Origin of the sequence: Streptomyces sp. NPDC101227 (assembly GCF_044767545.1) — a bacterium.
GTDB lineage: Bacteria > Actinomycetota > Actinomycetes > Streptomycetales > Streptomycetaceae > Streptomyces.
On record NZ_JBIWOD010000009.1, the window covers coordinates 100,127 to 117,712 of the forward strand.

At 69.2% G+C, this 17,586-nt stretch carries 11 protein-coding genes; 6 read left to right on the forward strand and 5 right to left on the reverse strand.

The window, feature by feature from the left end; all coding sequences use genetic code 11:
- Positions 1 to 123 precede the first annotated feature (123 nt).
- The gene (locus ACIRPT_RS22190) at positions 124 to 1,950 is read right to left on the reverse strand and encodes an acyl-CoA dehydrogenase (RefSeq protein WP_403829594.1); all 1,827 of its coding nucleotides are present in this window, start codon (positions 1,948 to 1,950) and stop codon (positions 124 to 126) included.
- A gap of 177 nt (positions 1,951 to 2,127) precedes the next feature.
- Between ACIRPT_RS22190 and ACIRPT_RS22195 the strand changes: the two genes are divergently transcribed.
- The 4 genes from ACIRPT_RS22195 (at position 2,128) to ACIRPT_RS22210 (ending at position 5,483) form a co-directional block, all read left to right on the forward strand.
- Positions 2,128 to 2,604, forward strand: coding sequence for an SseB family protein (locus ACIRPT_RS22195; protein ID WP_046927143.1), 477 nt, complete (start codon positions 2,128 to 2,130; stop codon positions 2,602 to 2,604).
- A gap of 177 nt (positions 2,605 to 2,781) precedes the next feature.
- Entirely contained in the window at positions 2,782 to 3,735 is a 954-nt protein-coding gene (locus ACIRPT_RS22200; RefSeq protein ID WP_403829597.1) for a pirin family protein, read from the forward strand.
- Positions 3,736 to 3,877: 142 nt separating this feature from the next.
- The gene (locus tag ACIRPT_RS22205) at positions 3,878 to 4,225 is read left to right on the forward strand and encodes a hypothetical protein (RefSeq protein ID WP_403829600.1); all 348 of its coding nucleotides are present in this window, start codon (positions 3,878 to 3,880) and stop codon (positions 4,223 to 4,225) included.
- Between the two features lie 100 nt (positions 4,226 to 4,325).
- On the forward strand, positions 4,326 to 5,483 hold the full coding sequence (locus ACIRPT_RS22210) for an AI-2E family transporter (RefSeq protein ID WP_403829603.1): 1,158 nt from the start codon (positions 4,326 to 4,328) through the stop codon (positions 5,481 to 5,483).
- Here ACIRPT_RS22210 and ACIRPT_RS22215 read toward each other — a convergent pair.
- Complete coding sequence (locus ACIRPT_RS22215; protein WP_403829606.1) at positions 5,414 to 7,576, reverse strand: SpoIIE family protein phosphatase; 2,163 nt, start codon at positions 7,574 to 7,576, stop codon at positions 5,414 to 5,416. The two genes, ACIRPT_RS22210 and ACIRPT_RS22215, sit on opposite strands and share 70 nt — an antisense overlap.
- A gap of 288 nt (positions 7,577 to 7,864) precedes the next feature.
- Between ACIRPT_RS22215 and aspS the strand changes: the two genes are divergently transcribed.
- On the forward strand, positions 7,865 to 9,652 hold the full coding sequence (aspS, locus tag ACIRPT_RS22220) for an aspartate--tRNA ligase (protein WP_403500032.1): 1,788 nt from the start codon (positions 7,865 to 7,867) through the stop codon (positions 9,650 to 9,652).
- 159 nt (positions 9,653 to 9,811) lie between these two features.
- Here aspS and metG read toward each other — a convergent pair whose 3' ends face one another.
- The 3 genes from metG to ACIRPT_RS22235 all read right to left on the reverse strand — a co-directional run bounded on the left by metG (position 9,812) and on the right by ACIRPT_RS22235 (position 15,045).
- A complete protein-coding gene (gene metG / locus ACIRPT_RS22225) occupies positions 9,812 to 11,527 on the reverse strand; it encodes a methionine--tRNA ligase (RefSeq protein ID WP_403829609.1) in 1,716 nt (571 codons plus the stop codon).
- 154 nt (positions 11,528 to 11,681) lie between these two features.
- On the reverse strand, positions 11,682 to 13,265 hold the full coding sequence (locus tag ACIRPT_RS22230; RefSeq protein WP_403829611.1) for an MFS transporter: 1,584 nt from the start codon (positions 13,263 to 13,265) through the stop codon (positions 11,682 to 11,684).
- Between the two features lie 238 nt (positions 13,266 to 13,503).
- On the reverse strand, positions 13,504 to 15,045 hold the full coding sequence (locus tag ACIRPT_RS22235; RefSeq protein ID WP_403829613.1) for a VWA domain-containing protein: 1,542 nt from the start codon (positions 15,043 to 15,045) through the stop codon (positions 13,504 to 13,506).
- 357 nt (positions 15,046 to 15,402) lie between these two features.
- Here ACIRPT_RS22235 and ACIRPT_RS22240 point away from each other — a divergent pair, with 357 nt between their 5' ends.
- Entirely contained in the window at positions 15,403 to 17,469 is a 2,067-nt protein-coding gene (locus ACIRPT_RS22240) for a PhoX family protein (protein ID WP_403829615.1), read from the forward strand.
- Positions 17,470 to 17,586 lie beyond the last annotated feature (117 nt).

The window sequence follows — 17,586 nt, forward strand, 5'->3', positions numbered from 1 at the left end:
GGCGGTCCGCCGTGCAAATGACCGTGCCCGCCTCTCCGGGGGAAGAGAGGCGGGCACGGTCAGTGTGGATGCCGATTCTGAGAGACGTCTGAGAACGCCGTCAGGAAGGCATCCGGAAGGGGCCTAGAACGCGGCCTCGTCCAGTTCCATCAGCGACTGGTCGATGGACTCGGCGAGGGAGCGCTGGACGGCCAGGCCCGGCAGCACGTTGTGGGCGAAGAACTTGGCGGCGGCGATCTTGCCCTCGTAGAACGCCTTGTCCTTCGCGGAGGCGCCCGCCAGCTTCTCCTGCGCCACCGCGGCGCCCTTGAGCAGCAGGTAGCCGATGACGACATCGCCCGAAGCCAGCAGCAGGCGGGTGGTGTTGAGGCCGACCTTGTAGATGGACTTGACGTCCTTCTCGGTGGCGGCGAGGTCGGTCAGCATGGCGCCGACGATCGCCTCCAGGTCGGCGGCGGCCTTGGCCAGCTCGCCGCGGGCCTGCTCCAGCTCCGCGCCGCCGGCCGCGTCGCCCAGGAAGCCCTTGATGGTCTCCGACAGCTGGGTCAGCGCGGCGCCCTGGTTGCGGACGATCTTCCGGAAGAAGAAGTCCTGGCCCTGGATGGCGGTGGTGCCCTCGTAGAGGGTGTCGATCTTGGAGTCCCGGATGTACTGCTCGATCGGGTACTCCTGCAGGTAGCCGGAGCCGCCGAAGGTCTGCAGCGACTGGGCCAGCTGCTCGTAGGACTTCTCCGAGCCGTAGCCCTTGACGATCGGCAGGAGGAGGTCGTTGAGGGCGTTCTCCGCGGAGGCGTCCTCGCCCGCGGCCTCCTTGATGATGATCTCGTCCTGGACGGTGGCGGTGTAGAGCACCAGGGCGCGCATGCCCTCGGCGTACGCCTTCTGCGTCATCAGCGAGCGGCGCACGTCGGGGTGGTGGGTGATGGTGACGCGCGGCGCGGCCTTGTCCGTGAAGGCGGCCAGGTCCGGGCCCTGCACCCGCTCCTTGGCGTACTCCAGGGCGTTGAGGTAGCCGGTTGACAGGGTCGCGATGGCCTTCGTGCCGACCATCATGCGCGCGAACTCGATGATCATGAACATCTGACGGATGCCGTCGTGCTTCTCGCCGATCAGCCAGCCCTTGGCGGGGTGGCGGTCGCCGAAGGTCATCTCGCAGGTGTTGGAGGCCTTCAGGCCCATCTTGTGCTCGACGTTGGTGGCGTAGACGCCGTTGCGCTCGCCCAGCTCGCCGGTCTCGAAGTCGAACTCGTACTTCGGGACGAGGAAGAGCGACAGGCCCTTGGTGCCCGGACCGTGGCCCTCGGGGCGCGCGAGGACGTAGTGAAGGATGTTCTCCGACATGTCGTGCTCACCGGAGGTGATGAAGCGCTTCACGCCCTCGATGTGCCAGGAGCCGTCCTCCTGCTTGACGGCCTTGGTGCGGCCGGCGCCGACGTCCGAGCCCGCGTCGGGCTCGGTCAGCACCATCGTGGAGCCCCAGCCCTTGTCGACCGCGACCTTGGCCCACTTCTTCTGCTCGTCGGTGCCCTCCTCGAAGAGCACACCGGCGAACGCGGGGCCGGAGGCGTACATCCACACCGCCGGGTTGGCACCCAGGATCGTCTCGGCGAAGCCCCAGAGGAGGGAGCGGGGCGCGGTGGTGCCGCCGAGCTCCTCCGGGATGCCCAGGCGCCACCACTCGGCGTCCATGTAGGCCTGGTAGCTCTTCTTGAAGGTGTCCGGCACCGGTGCGGTGTTGGTCTCCGGGTCGAAGACCGGCGGGTTCCGGTCGGCGTCGGCGTAGGAGTCGGCCAGCTCGTTCTCCGACAGCCGGGCGATCTCGGACAGCACGCTCTTGGCGGTGTCGACGTCCATCTCCGCGAACGGTCCGGTGCCGTACACGCTGTCACGGCCGAGTACCTCGAAGAGGTTGAACTCGATGTCGCGGAGATTCGACTTGTAGTGCCCCATGGGTACGGCTCCGTAAGTGTTCGGGAGGAAAGAGACCTCGAGAGAGGTTGCGACCTCAATACGCAATACCAGCTAGTAGCTACGATGATGCTACCCGTCGGTAATAACAAGCAACCCCTAACCGCCCATCTGTGATGAGCGTCCCCCGGACAATCGCCGAATCAGTACGCTGTGGCCATGTACGGCTACGACCAGAACGCGGGTGCCGGGCAGCAGCAGTACGGTGCGCCGCCGCCCCCGCCGCAGCAACCGGCCCCCGGGGGCTACGGCGAGCAGCCGCTGTATCCCGAGCCGTCCCCGCCCTCCCTCGCCGATGCGGTGCGCGCCTTCACCACCGGCTCGATGTCGGCCGAGGACTTCCAGGGCATCTTCTCCACGTCCAAGATCTACTGCCCGCGCGGTGACAACCCCGGGTTCCTCGCGCTGCACAACACCCAGCAGCCGGTGATCCCGATGTTCACCTCGCTCAAGGAGCTGCGGCGGTACGCGGGCAAGGAGTCCAAGTACTTCGTGATCACCGGCGCCGAGGTGCTCGACCTGCTGCCCACCGGCTATGGCTTCGTCCTCGACATGGAGGGCGACCACCGGATGGTCTTCGACGCGAAGGCCGTGGAGCAGATGGTGGACTTCGCGATGCGCCGGATGTACGGCTAGGGCCTTCCCGGTCGCCTGCGCTTCGCGGCCGACCGGGCTTCCCCGGCCGGCCGTAAATCTTTGGTCGACATCGCTCTGACCTGCGGAAACAATCCTCCTGCGGCCATCGGGAATGCCGCATGCCTTGCTAGTTGTTCAGCATTCAACTAAGTTGAACGAACGACCGAGGAGGCCGTCATGCCCGCTGTGACCGTAGAGAATCCGCTGACCCTGCCGCGCGTGGCGGCACCGGTCACGGCGCACACCCGTCCCGTGCTGGCCGTAGCGACGGCTCCGAGCGGATTCGAGGGCGAGGGCTTCCCGGTGCGCCGGGCGTTCGCCGGCATCGACTACAAGTACCTCGACCCGTTCATCATGATGGACCAGATGGGCGAGGTGGAGTACGCGCCCGGAGAGCCCAAGGGCACGCCCTGGCACCCGCACCGCGGCTTCGAAACCGTCACGTACCTGCTCGACGGCACCTTCGTGCACCGCGATTCGCACGGCGGCGGTGGCGTCATCAACGACGGCGACACCCAGTGGATGACGGCCGGTTCCGGCCTGCTGCACATCGAGGCGCCGCCGGAGTCCCTCGTCATGAGCGGCGGGCTTTTCCACGGCCTTCAGCTGTGGGTCAACCTGCCCAAGAGCGACAAGATGATGGCCCCCCGCTACCAGGACATCGGCGGCGGCGAGGTCAAGCTGCTGACCTCGGCCGACGGCGGCGCGCTGCTGCGGCTGATCGCCGGCGACATCGACGGCCACCAGGGTCCGGGCATCACGCATACGCCGATCACGATGATGCATGTGACGGTGAACCCGGGCGCCGAGGTGACGCTGCCGTGGCGCCCGGAGTTCAACGCCCTCGGCTATGCGCTGGCCGGACGCGGTTCGGCCGGTGCGGAGGGCCGCCCGTTCGGGATGGGCCAGACGGTGGTGTTCGGGACCGGTGACTCACTCACCATCCGGGCCGACGAGAGCCAGGAGTCCCGCAGCCCGAACTTCGAGGTCGTGCTGCTGGGCGGGCTGCCGATCCGCGAGCCGATGATGCACTACGGTCCGTTCGTGATGAACACCCACGCCGAACTGGCCCAGGCCTTCGAGGACTTCCAGGCCGGGCGGCTGGGGAGGATCCCGGCCGGGGAGCGCTGAGGTAGTGACCCGGCCGGCGGCGTACCGAGACGACTGACGTATCGGTACGATCGCCAACGGCGTTGCCAGGGGCGGTGTTTCACGTGAAACACCGCCCCTGCGCGTGCGCCGCTGCCGAGCGAGGGCGGGAGGTGCGGCCGGGATGTCCGCGCACGCGTGGATCGACGAACTGATCGACTTCTTGCTGGAGCGTCTCGACGACGAGGGCGTGGCGGTGCTGGAGGGGCATCTGCCCCGGCGCGTTTCCGTCGAGTACTACCGTCCCCAGGCCAACCAATTGGGCGCCTGTGCCGTCCTCTGGGGTTGCGAAGTCTGCTGGACCAAGCCCGGGGAATGGCGGCCCTGCCCCGAGGAAAGATGGCCGTGCGCCTCCGTCCGTGCGCTGGCCCTCCCGTTCGCCGATGATCCGGACTACCGCGAGAGATGGCGGCCTGACCACCGCGACCTCTGGCTGCCCTACTACCGCGACCGGGAGAGAGGGCTGCGGTGAGGACAGCAGTGAGGATCGCGGTGGCGGTGTTTCACGTGAAACGCCGCCCCGCCCGTTTCGGGCCGGGTGCCCGGGGCGTCCCGCGTGATGGACTGTCCGGGTGCGAAACGACTCTGACAACGGCTCGGTTCAGGGCCAGGGCGGCGCCGGCCGCGGCCGGGCGTCGGCAAACGCGCCGCTGCTGCCCATCGAGGCCCGCCGCGCCGCGGCCTGGTGCGTGGTGGGGCTGCTGGTCTCGTCCGTCCTGGCCGTCGGCGTGTGGCTGTGCGTCGAGCTGAGCGCGGCGGTCACGCCCGTACTGCTGGCGCTGCTGGGGAGCGGGCTGCTCGGACCGCTCTACCGGCGGCTGGTACTGATGAAGCTCAACCGCTCGCTGGCGGCCGGGCTGACCTGCGCCGTCCTGGTGATCGTGGTCGGCGGCGCGGGCTACATCGTGGTCAGCGCCCTGATCGACAGCGGTGACCAGATCATCGCCTCGCTCAAGCAGGCCGCCAAGGACCTCTCCAAGTACTTCGGTACGGCCGGCACCTCGCTCAACGACCTCGCCTCCAACGCGAAGAGCCTGGTCGGCAAGTTCGGTGGGACAGCGGCTTCCGGTCTGCTGGCGGGCGTCAGCGTGGTCGGCCAGGCCATCGCCGCGGCGGTCCTCGCCCTGCTACTGACGTTCTTCTTCCTGCGCGACTCGGACAAGGCCCTCCGCGCGCTGCACGACTGGGCACCCGGCAGCTCCGCGCCCCAGCTGGAGCGGATGGCCCGCCGCGGCTTCCAGAGCATCGAGGGCTTTATGCGCGGCACGACCTTCATCGCGCTGATCGACGCCATCTGCATCACCGTCGGGCTGCTGATCCTTCAGGTGCCGGGCGCCGTCGGTCTGGGCGCGCTGGTCTTCGTCGGCGCCTATATCCCCTACCTGGGTGCCTTCATCTCGGGCGCGGTGGCGATCCTGGTCGCCCTGGCCGACCGCGGCTTCGTCATCGCGCTCTGGGCGCTCGGCGTCGTGCTGGCGGTGCAGGTCCTCGAGGGCCATGTCCTGCAGCCGATGATCCAGAGCCGTACGGTCCAGATGCACCCGGCGACCGTGATGCTGGCGATCACCGCGGGCGCGAGCGTCGCCGGGATCCTCGGCATGCTGCTGTCCGTACCGCTGACCGCCGCCGTCTCCGGCGTCCTCCACGAGCTACGTGTGCACTACGCGAAGGGCTCCGGCGCCGCCGACGGGCCGGACGGCAGCGCGCCGCCGTCCCCCGCGTCTTCGTAGAGCTCGAACCACGTCGACTTGCCGTCCCCGCGCGGATTCACGCCCCACGCCCCGGCCAGCAGCTCCAGCAGCACCAGACCGCGCCCCGACGACGCCAGTTCGCCGGGGCTGCGGCGGTGCGGGAGCTCGTCGCTGCCGTCGGCGACATCGACCCGTATACGGCGACTGCCCCGCTCGCCGGAGATCTCCGCGACCAGCAGCGCATCGCCGTCGGTGTGCATCAGAACGTTGGTGATCATCTCGGAGACCATCAGCACCGCGGAGTCCACCTGATCCGCGTCGGCCCAGTCGTGCAGTACGTCCCGGATCTGGGCGCGGGCCTCCGCTATCCGCTCCGGCTCGGCCTGCGCCACGGACAGGACCGTGCGTCGTATGGGCTGCTGCGCCAGCGGGCCGCCGGTGCGCACCCCGCAGCTGCCGCCCTCCCGGTACAGCAGCAGCATGGCGATGTCGTCCTCGCGGCGGTCCACCAGCGGCCCGGTGGTGTGGTGCGAGGACGGTCCGTGCACGGCCTGGACCAGGGCGTCGGCCATCTTCTCCAGGCCCTCGGGGTCCGCCCCGCCGTCGTACTCCTCGATGATGTCGCGCAGCCGCGCCCAGCCGGTCTCCAGGTCGTGACCGCCGGTCTCGATCAGCCCGTCGGTGCAGACGAGCATCGTCTCGCCGGGCTCCAGCACGAACCTGGTCGTGGGGTAGTCCGTGTCCGGGTCGATGCCCAGCGGCAGCCCGCCCGCGGTCGGGCGCACCAGCAGCGTGCCGTCGCCCAGCCGGACCGCCGGGTCGGGGTGGCCGGCCCGCGCGATGTCCAGCAGCCCGGTCGCCGGGTCCACCTCGATGTACAGACAGGTCGCAAAGCGCTGGTCCTGGACCTGCCCACGGGTCTCGGTCTCATTGATCCCGGCCAGGAAGCGGGAGGCGCGGGAGAGCACCGCGTCGGGGTGGTGGCCCTCGGAGGCGTAGGCGCGCAGGGCGATCCGCAGCTGGCCCATCAGCCCGGCGGCGCGGACATCGTGCCCCTGGACATCCCCGATGACCAGCGCGGTCCGCCCGGACGGCAGCGGGATCATGTCGTACCAGTCGCCGCCGACCTCGAGCCCGCCGCCGGTCGGCACGTACCGGGCGGCCACGGTCATGCCGGGGATGTCCGCCTGCACGGTCGGCATCATGCTGCGTTGCAGCCCGACCGCCAGCTCCTGCTGGGACTCCTGCATCCCCGCCCTGGCCAGCGCCTGTGCCAGCATCCGGGCGACGGTCGTCAGCACCGAGCGCTCGTCCGGCGAGAAGCTGACCGGCTGCGCGAACCCGGCCATCCAGGCCCCGATCGTCCGCCCGGCGTTCACCAGCGGCAGGAACGCCCACGAGGTGCGCTCGAACCGGGCGGCCAGCGGCCATGTGGCGGGATACCGGCGGCGGTAGTCGTCCGGCGTCGGCAGATAGATCGCCCGGCCGGTGCGGATGACCTCGACGGCCGGATATTCGGTGTCCAGCGGCATATTGAGAAACGGCCGCTCATCGCCGGGTTCATGCCCGTGATGGCCGATGACCGAGACCCGGTCGCCCTCGATACCGAAGACCGCCAGGCCGTCCGGCATGAAGCCGGGCATCGACAGCCCGGCCGCGACCCGCAGCACCTCGGCGGTGGACCGTGCCTCGGCCAGCGCACGGCCCGCGTCCAGCAGGAACGCCTCGCGCGAGCGACGCCAGTCACCAGTGATCGGGGTGTCGGCCGCGGAGGTGCCTGGCTGAGGCTCGGGCACTTCCTGCAGCGTGCCGACCAGCTCGAAGTCGCCGTTCACCCGTTGTGGGCGGGAGCGGGAGCGCACGATCCGCAGCACCCGGCCCCGCTCGTCCACGATGCGCAGCCGCGCCTCGGCGACCGTTTCCTCGGAGGCCGCGAGCTGGATCACCCCGTTGATCTCCGCGAAGTCGACGGGATGAAAACGGGAGCGTACGGCGGCCTCACTGAGCCTCACCGGCACCGCCGGCAGCCCGAGCAGCCGGGCCGCTTCGGCGTCGAGGCTCACCCGGCCTGAAGCGTTGTCCCAGCGCCACAGGCCGGTCGCGATGGCGGCCAGGAGCTCCTCGGTGCGCATTGCATCACTTTAGGTGGATTTTGCGGGGCTCGACCAGCGAGCCGGACGTGATCATCGTCCCTGCCGCGCCACCCGGCTTCACCCCGGGCGGATCGTGTTCGGGATATGTCAATGAAGGGGTGTGGGTGGGGACGGTAACCTGGAGCGGTTATGTCAATCCTGGGGTGGCCTTTTTCGGGTGATCCACGGGGTGAGCGACCAGGCGTCCGAGCTCCGCGTTCGGTTTCCGTCGTGTGGTCGGATCCCTCCCACTACTCCCCACCTCGATCGCGACGACTTGGATGAGCGATGCATCGGTACCGGTCCCATAACTGCGGCGAGCTCCGGGCCGCGGACGTCGATACCGACGTCCGCCTCAGCGGCTGGCTGCACAATCGACGTGACCTGGGCGGCATCCTCTTCATCGATCTGCGCGACCACTACGGTCTCGTGCAGCTCGTCGCCCGCCCCGGCACCCCCGCCAACGAGGTCCTCGGCTCGCTGACCAAGGAGACCGTCGTCCGCATCGACGGCCGGGTCAGCGCGCGCGGCGCGGACAACGTCAACCCCGACCTGCCGACCGGCGAGATCGAGATCGAGGTCTCCGAGGTCGAGGTGCTCGGCGCCGCCGACCAGATCCCGTTCACGATCAACGCCGACGACGGCGTCAACGAAGAGCGGCGCCTGGAGTACCGGTTCCTCGACCTGCGCCGCGAGCGGATGCACCGCAACATCATGCTGCGCACCGCCGTCATCTCGGCCATCCGCCACAAGATGGTGGCCCTCGGCTTCAACGAGATGGCGACCCCGATCCTGTCCGCGACCTCCCCCGAGGGCGCCCGCGACTTCCTGGTCCCCTCGCGGCTGCACGCCGGCAAGTTCTACGCGCTGCCGCAGGCCCCCCAGCAGTTCAAGCAGCTGCTGATGATCGCCGGCTTCGACCGCTACTTCCAGATCGCGCCCTGCTTCCGCGACGAGGACGCCCGCGCCGACCGCTCGCCCGGCGAGTTCTACCAGCTCGACGTCGAGATGAGCTTCGTCGAGCAGGAGGACGTCTTCCAGCCCGTCGAGAAGCTGATGACCGAGCTCTTCACCGAGTTCGGCAACGGCCGCACGGTCACCTCCCCCTTCCCGCGCATCCCGTTCCGCGAGGCGATGCTCAAGTACGGCTCCGACAAGCCGGACCTGCGCGCCGAGCTGGAGCTGGTCGATGTCTCCGACGTCTTCGCGGGCTCCGGCTTCAAGGCCTTCGCGGGCAAGCACGTCCGCGCCCTGGCCGTGCCGGACACCGCCGACCAGTCGCGGAAGTTCTTCGACCAGATGGGTGACTTCGCCGTCCAGCAGGGCGCGAAGGGCCTGGCCTGGGTCCGCGTCGGCGCCAACAACGAGCTGAGCGGCCCGATCGCCAAGTTCCTCACCGAGGACGACATCAAGTCGCTGGTCGACGCCCTGGACCTCAAGCCCGGCCACGCCGTCTTCTTCGGCGCCGGCGAGTTCGAAGAGGTCTCCAAGATCATGGGCGCGGTCCGCGTCGAGGCCGCCAAGCGCGCCGGCCACTACGTCGAGGACGAGTTCCGCTTCTGCTGGATCGTCGACTTCCCGATGTTCGAGAAGGACCCGGACACCGGCAAGATCGAGTTCTCGCACAACCCGTTCTCCATGCCCCAGGGCGGCCTCGAGGCGCTGGAGACCATGGACCCGCTGGACATCCTGGCCTGGCAGTACGACATCGTCTGCAACGGCACCGAGCTGTCCTCCGGCGCGATCCGTAACCACGAGCCCGAGGTCATGTACAAGGCCTTCGGCATCGCCGGTTACGACAAGGAGACCGTCGAGGCCGAGTTCGGCGGCATGCTCCGCGCCTTCAAGTTCGGCGCCCCGCCGCACGGCGGCATCGCCCCCGGCGTCGACCGCATCGTGATGCTCCTCGCGGACGAGCCCAACATCCGCGAGACCATCGCCTTCCCGCTCAACGGCAACGCCCAGGACCTGCTGATGGGCGCCCCGTCGGAGGTCGACGAGGCGCGGCTGAAGGAGCTGCACCTGAGCATCCGCAAGGGCCCGGCGAAGCCGACCCCGTACAAGCCGACGAAGTGACGCGCGAAGCGGCATGAGGAGAGGGCCCGGGACCGGGGACGGTTCCGGGCCCTCTGCCCTTGGGGCGACGGCGGCCCCCGCGCGGACAAAGGCCTGCGCACACACGACGCCCCCGGACCGAACCCGGTCCGGGGGCGTCGCGCACGTTCTGGCCGGGGATCAGCCCTCGTCCCCGCCGAACCGCTCCCGGTACGCCTCCAGGTCATCCTCGGTGATCTTCGCGAAGAGCACCGGCGGCACCGTGAACGGCGTCCCGGCCGGAACCGCGGCCAGCGCCTTCGCCTCGTCCTGGGAGATCCATACGGCCGTGTCGTTCTCCAGCGCGAACGCGCCCCGCATCGCCTTCGCCGACGCCGGAATGAAGGGCTCCGAGACGACCGAGTACAGGTGGATCAGATTCATCGCCGTACGCAGCGTCAGCGCCGCCGCGTCCTTGTCGGTCTTGATCTCCAGCCACGGGGCCTTCTCCTCGAGGTAGGAGTTGCCCGCGCTCCACAGGGCGCGCAGCGAGGCGGCCGCCTTGCGGAACTGCAGGGCCTCCATGTGGCCCTCGTACTCCGCCAGCAGCCCGGCGATCTCCTCGCCCAGCTTCCGCTCCGCGTCCCCGGCCTCGGCGCCCGCCGGGACCTCGTCCCCGAACCGCTTGCGGGAGAACGACAGCACGCGGTTGACGAAGTTCCCGAGCGTGTCCGCGAGGTCCTTGTTCACCGACGACGAGAACAGCTCCCAGGTGAAGGACGTGTCGTCCGACTCCGGCGCGTTGGCGATCAGGAAGTAGCGCCAGTAGTCGGCGGGCAGCAGCTCCAGCGCCGCGTCCGTGAAGATGCCCCGCCGCTGCGACGTCGAGAACTTCCCGCCGTAGTAGTTGAGCCAGTTGAAGGCCTTGAGGAAGTCGACCTTCTTCCACGGCTCGCGGGTGCCGATCTGCGTCGCCGGGAACATCACGCTGTGGAACGGCACATTGTCCTTGGCCATGAATTCCGTGTACCGGACGTCATCGGCCTCGTACCACCACGACTTCCAGTCGCGCTCCTGCGGAGCCTGGTCCGCCCACTCCTTCGTCGACCCGATGTACTCGATCGGCGCGTCGAACCAGACGTAGAAGACCTTGCCCTCGGCGGCCAGCTCCGGCCAGACGTCGGCCGGCACCGGGACGCCCCAGTCCAGGTCGCGGGTGATCGCCCGGTCCTGAAGGCCCTCGGTCAGCCACTTGTGCGCGATGGAGGAGGCGAGGGTCGGCCACTCCTTGCTGCCGTTCCCCTCCAGCCAGCCCTCGACCTCGTGCTGCAGCTTCGACTGGAGCAGGAACAGATGCTTGGTCTCGCGCACCTCGAGATCACCGCTGCCGCTGATCGCCGACCGCGCGTCGATCAGGTCCGTCGGGTCCAGCACGCGGGTGCAGTTCTCGCACTGGTCGCCGCGCGCCTTGTCGTAGCCGCAGTGCGGACACGTACCGACGATGTAGCGGTCCGGCAGGAAGCGCTCATCGGCGATCGAGTAGACCTGCCGGATGGCGCGCTGCTCGATGAAGCCGTTCTCCTGCAGCTTGCGCGCGAAGTGCTGCGTGAGCTCCCTGTTCTCCTGCGACGAGCTCCGCCCGAAGTAGTCGAATTCGAGCCCGAAGCCTTCGTAGATCGCCTTCTGCTTGTCGTGCTGCTCCGCACAGAACGCGTCGACCGACTGCCCGGCCTCCTTCGCCGCGAGCTCGGCGGGCGTCCCGTGCTCATCCGTCGCGCAGATGTAGAGCACGTCGTGCCCGCGCTGCCGCAGATAGCGGGAGTACACATCGGCCGGGAGCATGGACCCCACCATGTTGCCCAGGTGCTTGATCCCGTTGATGTACGGAAGGGCGCTGGTGATGAGGTGTCGAGCCATTGCCGGCTGCTCCCAAGTCGCTACGGTGAGTGATGATTTGCTTTACCAAACGTCAATATCGTACTGGACGGGGGGTAGGGGGTTGCGCGGCCTTTTCCCGGCCCTCTGCCGCGGCACGGCGGCGCCGTCCCGCGGCCGGTGCGGCGCCGAGGGGCTACCGGCGGGCGCCCGAGGCGCGGGCCGGCGGGGCCGGAACGGCCGGCTTCGGGGCCCGGCCGTTGACCATCAGTCCGGCGACGAGCGCGGCCAGCAGCATGATCGCCGAGCCCACCCCGATCGCCACCGTGAAGCCGTCCACCACTCCGTCGTTCACGATGCCGTTCCGCAGCGCGGGGGGAATGCCCCGGCCTCCGGTCCGCCGCGCCGCGTCGGCGAGATGAGCCGCGATGTACGTCGCGCTCGTCGACGTGGCGATGGTGTTGAGCAGTGCCGTACCGATCGAACCCCCCACCTGCTGGGCCGTGTTGACGGTGGCGGACGTGACCCCGGAGTCCTGCGGCGCCACCCCGGACGTGGCCGTCGCCATTACCGGCATGAAGATCAGCCCCATCCCCAGACCGACGAGGAGCTCGGCGGGCAGGACGTGCGAGAGGTAGGCGGGCCGGGCGGTCAGATACGTCAGCGTGTACAAGCCGGAGGCGGCGAGCAGCGCGCCGGGGACCATCAGCAGCCGGGGCGCGAGGCGGTGCAGCAGCCGCGCCGAAATCTGTGTCGAGCCGACGATGATCGCCGCCGTCATCGGCAGATACGCCAGCCCCGTCCGGACCGGCGAATACCCGAGCACGACCTGGAAGTAATACGTCATGAACAGGAACATCCCGAACATCCCGATCACGGCCAGGCCCATGGTCAGAAAGGCGCCGCCCCGATTCCGGTTCCGCACGATGCCCAGCGGCAGCAGCGGGTAACGGGCACGCGTCTGCCACCAGCCGAAGCATGCGAGCAGCGCCACGCCACCCACCAGCAGTCCCAGGACCCGTGCGTCACTCCAGCCCCGCGGCTGCGCCTCACTGCACCCGTAGACGATGACGATCAGCCCGCCGCAGCCCAGCAGGACACCGGGGACGTCCAGCCGGGTGCCGCCGCGATCGCGTGTGTCGCGCAGAAAGACCGTGGCACCGGCCAGCGCGACGACGGCGACCGGGACATTGACGTACAGACACCAGCGCCAGTTCAGGTACTCGGTCAGCAATCCGCCCGCGATCAGCCCGATGGCCGCGCCCCCGCCCGCGATCGCGCCGTAGATCCCGAATGCCTTGCTCCGCTCCTTGCCGATGGTGAATGTGGTCGTGAGCAGCGACAACGCCGACGGTGCCAGCAGCGCCCCGAACGCTCCCTGCAGGGCCCGTGCCCCGAACAGCAGCCCGGCCCCGGTCGCCGCCCCGCCCAGCCCCGACGCGAGCGCGAACCCCACCAGCCCCACCATGAACGTCCGCTTCCGCCCCACCAGGTCCGCGATCCGCCCGCCCAGCAGCAGCAACCCGCCGAACGCGAGCGTGTACGCGGTGATCACCCACTGCCGGTTCGCATCCGATATCCCCAGGTCGTGCTGGGCCGAGGGCAGCGCGATGTTCACGATGGTGGCGTCCAGGACCACCATCAGCTGGGCAATCGCGATCACGACCAGGCCCCACCAACGGCGGGGGTCGGGCGGCGCGGCCCAGCTGGGGGTCCGGGAGCCGGCGCCCGGAAGGGGGACGGCGCCCCCCTCTCCGCTCTCCGCGCTCGCATCACTCATGGGCCCGCCTCGTTCGGCCGCCCCGGCCCACCGGACCGCCCCGCCGTTCGGAGCGGGAGTATGCGGTGCAAACGAGGCTAACGGGGTACTTCACCCATTCAGCCTAGGCAGCGGGACGGGGGCTCGCCTCCCGTGCCCTGCCTCAGGGACCCGCGCACACGACGACGGCTGCGGCCGGGCCCGGTGAGGCCCGGCCGCAGCCGGTAAGGGTGAGCGGTCCGGTGGTGCGGGGTGTGGGTCAGTTGTCCTTGAGGACGCCGGCCGTGCGGGCCTCGATGAGCCACTCGGGGAATTCGACCATCAGCTGCTGGTAGAGCTCGTCGGCGGAGAGGGCGCGGGGGTCGCGGCCGGCGTGGAAGAAGCCGGCGTTGTCGACGACGCGCTTCTCCGGGACGGCCAGGTCGTCGAGCTTGCGGAGGAAGTCGAAGCCCTTGGCCTCCGGGTCGCCGAAGCCGACGAACTGCCAGAAGATGGGGAGTTCCGCCGCCTCGCACAGGGCCTTCTCGGCGGCCGGCTTGGAGGTCGGGGCGCCGTCGGTCTGGAAGATGACGAACGCGGGGGCGGTGCTGCCGGACTTCTTGTAGTGCTCGACCACGGCGTTGATCGCCCAGTGGTAGTTCGTACGGCCCATGTGGCCGAGACCGGCGTGCAACTCCTCGATGCGGCCCTCGTAGTTGGTGAGGTCGAGGTCCGCGGTGCCGTCGATGTCGGTGGAGAAGAAGACGACCGGGACGATGCCGTCGTCGTCCAGGTTGGCGGAGAGGCCGAGGGCCTGCTCGGCGAGGTTCTGGACCGTGCCGTCCTTGTAGTAGTTACGCATCGAGCCGGAACGGTCGAGGACCAGGTAGACGGCGGCGCGCTGGGTGGCGAGGTTGTGCTTCGCCAGGGTGGCGGATGCGGACTTGTAGAGGGAGACGAGGGCGGGGGCGGTGGTCTCGACCTTGGTGAGGGAGAGGGAGGGCTGCGCGGTGTCCTTCTCGGCCTCCTTCTCGGTTTCTTCCTTGGCCTCTGCCTTGGGCTCGTCCTTGGTCTCTTCCTGGAGCTGTTCCGCGGGCGCTGCCTCGGGCTCTTCGTCGGTCTGCGGGTCGGTGGGCGCCTCGGCCTTCGGCTCCGGGGCGGGGGCCGGCTCCGGCTCGGGCTCGGGCTGCGGCTCCGGCTTGGTTTCGGCCGCGACCTCGACCTCGACCTCGGGCTCGGGAACGGCCTCCGGCGCGGTCTCGGGCGCTGTGACGGCCTCCGGCGCGGTCTCCGGCTCTGCCACGGCCTCGGCCTCGGTCTCCGGCTCGGTCTCCAGCTCCGGCTCGGTCTTCGCCTCCGGCTCGGTGTCCGGCTTCGGGGCGTCGAAAGCCCGGCTGACGAGGGCGGAGATGCCTTCGGGAGCGGCCGTCGTGTCCGCTGCGGCCGTCTCCGCCGCCTTGGGCTCCTCGGCGGGCTCCGTTACGGCGGCGTCGGCGGGCTTGGCTGCCTCGGCCGGCTCGGGTGCCTCGTCCCGCGCGGTCTTCTCCCGTACCGAAGGCTTAGCCTCCGCTTCGGCGTCCACCGGGCTGCCCTGTGCGGGGAGGGTGGCCGTCGTCGGGGCCGGGGAGTCGTTGGGCGCCGTCCGGGCGGCCGGGACCTCGGGTTCCGGGGTGGGGGCGGCGGCCGGAGTGGATTCCTCGCGGGCCTCCGGGATGGTTGCCGATTCCGGTGTCGTATCGGCGCCGTTCGGTGCCGCGTGGGATTCTTCGCGGGCCGCCTTGGAGCGGCCGAAAGCGTTGCGCAGCAGACTCCGAATGCCCATCGGCGAACCTCTCTAGCATGTGGTGGGTGCGGCGAATGTCCGTGAAGCCCGGACATGTCCCTGACCAGGACGGATACGTAAGGGTAGCGGCCTGGACCGGCCTCACCGTGGGACCCCGCGCCTTGTGTGGCGGGCGATCTGGGGGTGTGCAGGGCTTGGCAGGTCATTGACCCTGCGTACGGCAGGTCTTGACCGTTCGTACGGCCTCACGCGGAATCGTATCGGCCCGGGATTCATCGGGAGTTCATGTTTGCGTCGCGCTCCGGCGGACTGCGACCCATAGCGTCACGCCGAATCCAAGGCGTTGCCAAATTGTTCGGCGTTCTTCGCCGTTCTTCGTCGTTCTCAGGGGGAAGCGTGCGCAAGTTCCTGCCGTTGATCGGCTCTCATCCGGGTGGGCGTTCGGCGATGACATGCCGGTATCGCTGTGGCGATGCGTGCTTTCATGACACACCCAATGTGAGCGACAACGAATATGTCGGGGATGTCATCGCCGGTGCGCTGTCGCGGCGTTCGGTGGTCCGGGCGGCCGCCGTGGTGACGGTTGCGGGAGCGGTCGGAACCGTAGCGGGAAGTGTGGGGGCCGGGCAGGAAGCCGTGGCCGCGTCCAAGGGGCACGGTCATGACGGCGGGAAGGCGGCGCGGGGGCTGCGGTTTGCGGCGGTTGCGCCGAATACCGCTGATTCCGTTGTCGTGTCCGAGGGGCATGCGCAGAATGTCGTCATTCGATGGGGCGACCCGATTCTGCGGGGTGCGCCGGCCTTTCATCCGGATCGGCAGTCGGCAAAAGCCCAGGCCGGGCAGTTCGGTTACAACAACGACTACATGGCGGTACTGGACCTGCCGGGCGAGCGCAATCGGCAGTTGCTGGTGATCAACCATGAGTACACGGATGAGCAGTTGATGTTCGCCGGGTACGACGCGGAGAATCCGACGCGGGAGCAGGCGGAGATCGGCTGGGCGGCGCACGGAATCTCCGTACTCGTCACGCAGGAGGAAGAGCGGAGCGGCCGGCTGACGGCGGTCACCCGGCACCGCCTCAATCGGCGGATCACCGGCACGACGCCGTTCGAGATCACCGGACCGGCGGCGGGGAGCGAGCTGCTGAAGACCGCGGCCGATCCCGAAGGCACCCGCATTCTCGGGACGTTCAACAACTGCGGTGGCGGCATTACGCCGTGGGGCACCGTGCTGTCGGGCGAGGAGAATTTCAACCAGTATTTCGCCAATGGGGGTTCCGTCACCGATCCGGTGGTCGCCGCGCGGCTCAAGCGGTACGGGATTACCGGCGCCGCCAGCCAGCGGAAGTGGGAGCGGTTCGACGAGCGGTTCGACGTGGCGCGCGAGCCGAACGAGGTGAACAGGTTCGGCTGGGTCGTGGAAATCGATCCCTACGATCCGGAGGCCACGCCGCGGAAGTTGACCGCATTGGGTCGGTTCAAGCACGAGGCGGCCGAGCCGCGGCTGACGGACGACGGCCGGCCCGTCCTCTATATGGGCGATGACGAGAAGTTCGACTATTTCTACAAGTTTGTCTCCTCGAAGAGGATGCGGCGGGGTAATGACCGCTCCGTGCGGGAACACAACCGGACATTGCTGGACGAGGGGACGCTGTATGTCGCCAAGTTCACCGGCGACAGCGCCGCGGGCGAGATCGACGGCTCCGGGAAGCTGCCGGCGGACGGGGAGTTCGACGGGGCGGGCGAATGGATTCCGTTGGCGAGCGGCGATACGTCATTCGTTCCCGGAATGAGCGCGGAAGAGGTGTACGTCTTCACGCGCATGGCCGCCGACAAGGTGGGCGCGACGAAGATGGACCGGCCGGAGGACGTCGAGCCCAGTCCGCGTACCGGGCGGGTCTATATCGCGCTGACCAACAACAGCGACCGGGGGAAGGCGGGGAAGGCCGCGGCGGATGAGGTCAATCCGCGCAACGGCAACAAGCACGGGCAGATCGTGGAGCTGAGCGAGCGCGGGGGCGACGCCGCGGCCCGGCATTTCCACTGGCGGCTGTTCCTGGTCTGTGGCGATCCCGCGGATCCGGCCACGTATTTCGGCGGGTTCCCCAAGGACCAGGTCAGCCCGATTTCGTGTCCGGACAACATCACGTTCGATGCGTACGGGAATCTGTGGATTTCTACGGACGGCAACGCGCTCGGCAGCCATGACGGGCTGTTCGGCGTGGCCACGGCGGGGCCCCGGCGCGGCGAGGTGAAGCAGTTCCTGACGGTGCCCACGGGCGCCGAGACCTGTGGACCGCTGGTGCAGGAGCGGCGGGTGCTGGTGGCCGTGCAGCATCCCGGTGAGGTGGACGGGGCGAGCGTGGAGAAGCCCGCGTCGCAGTGGCCGGACGGGCCGGGGGCGTTGGTCCGGCCGTCCGTGGTGAGCGTGTGGCGCAAGGACGGGCGGGATATCGGGGTCTGAGCTCCGCCCGCACAGGAGACCCGGGCGCCCTTCCACGGGGGGGAGGGGCGCCCGGTCCGGGCCCGTACAACCGCCGCGCCCTTGCCCCCACATCACGCCCCGGAAACGAATGAGCAA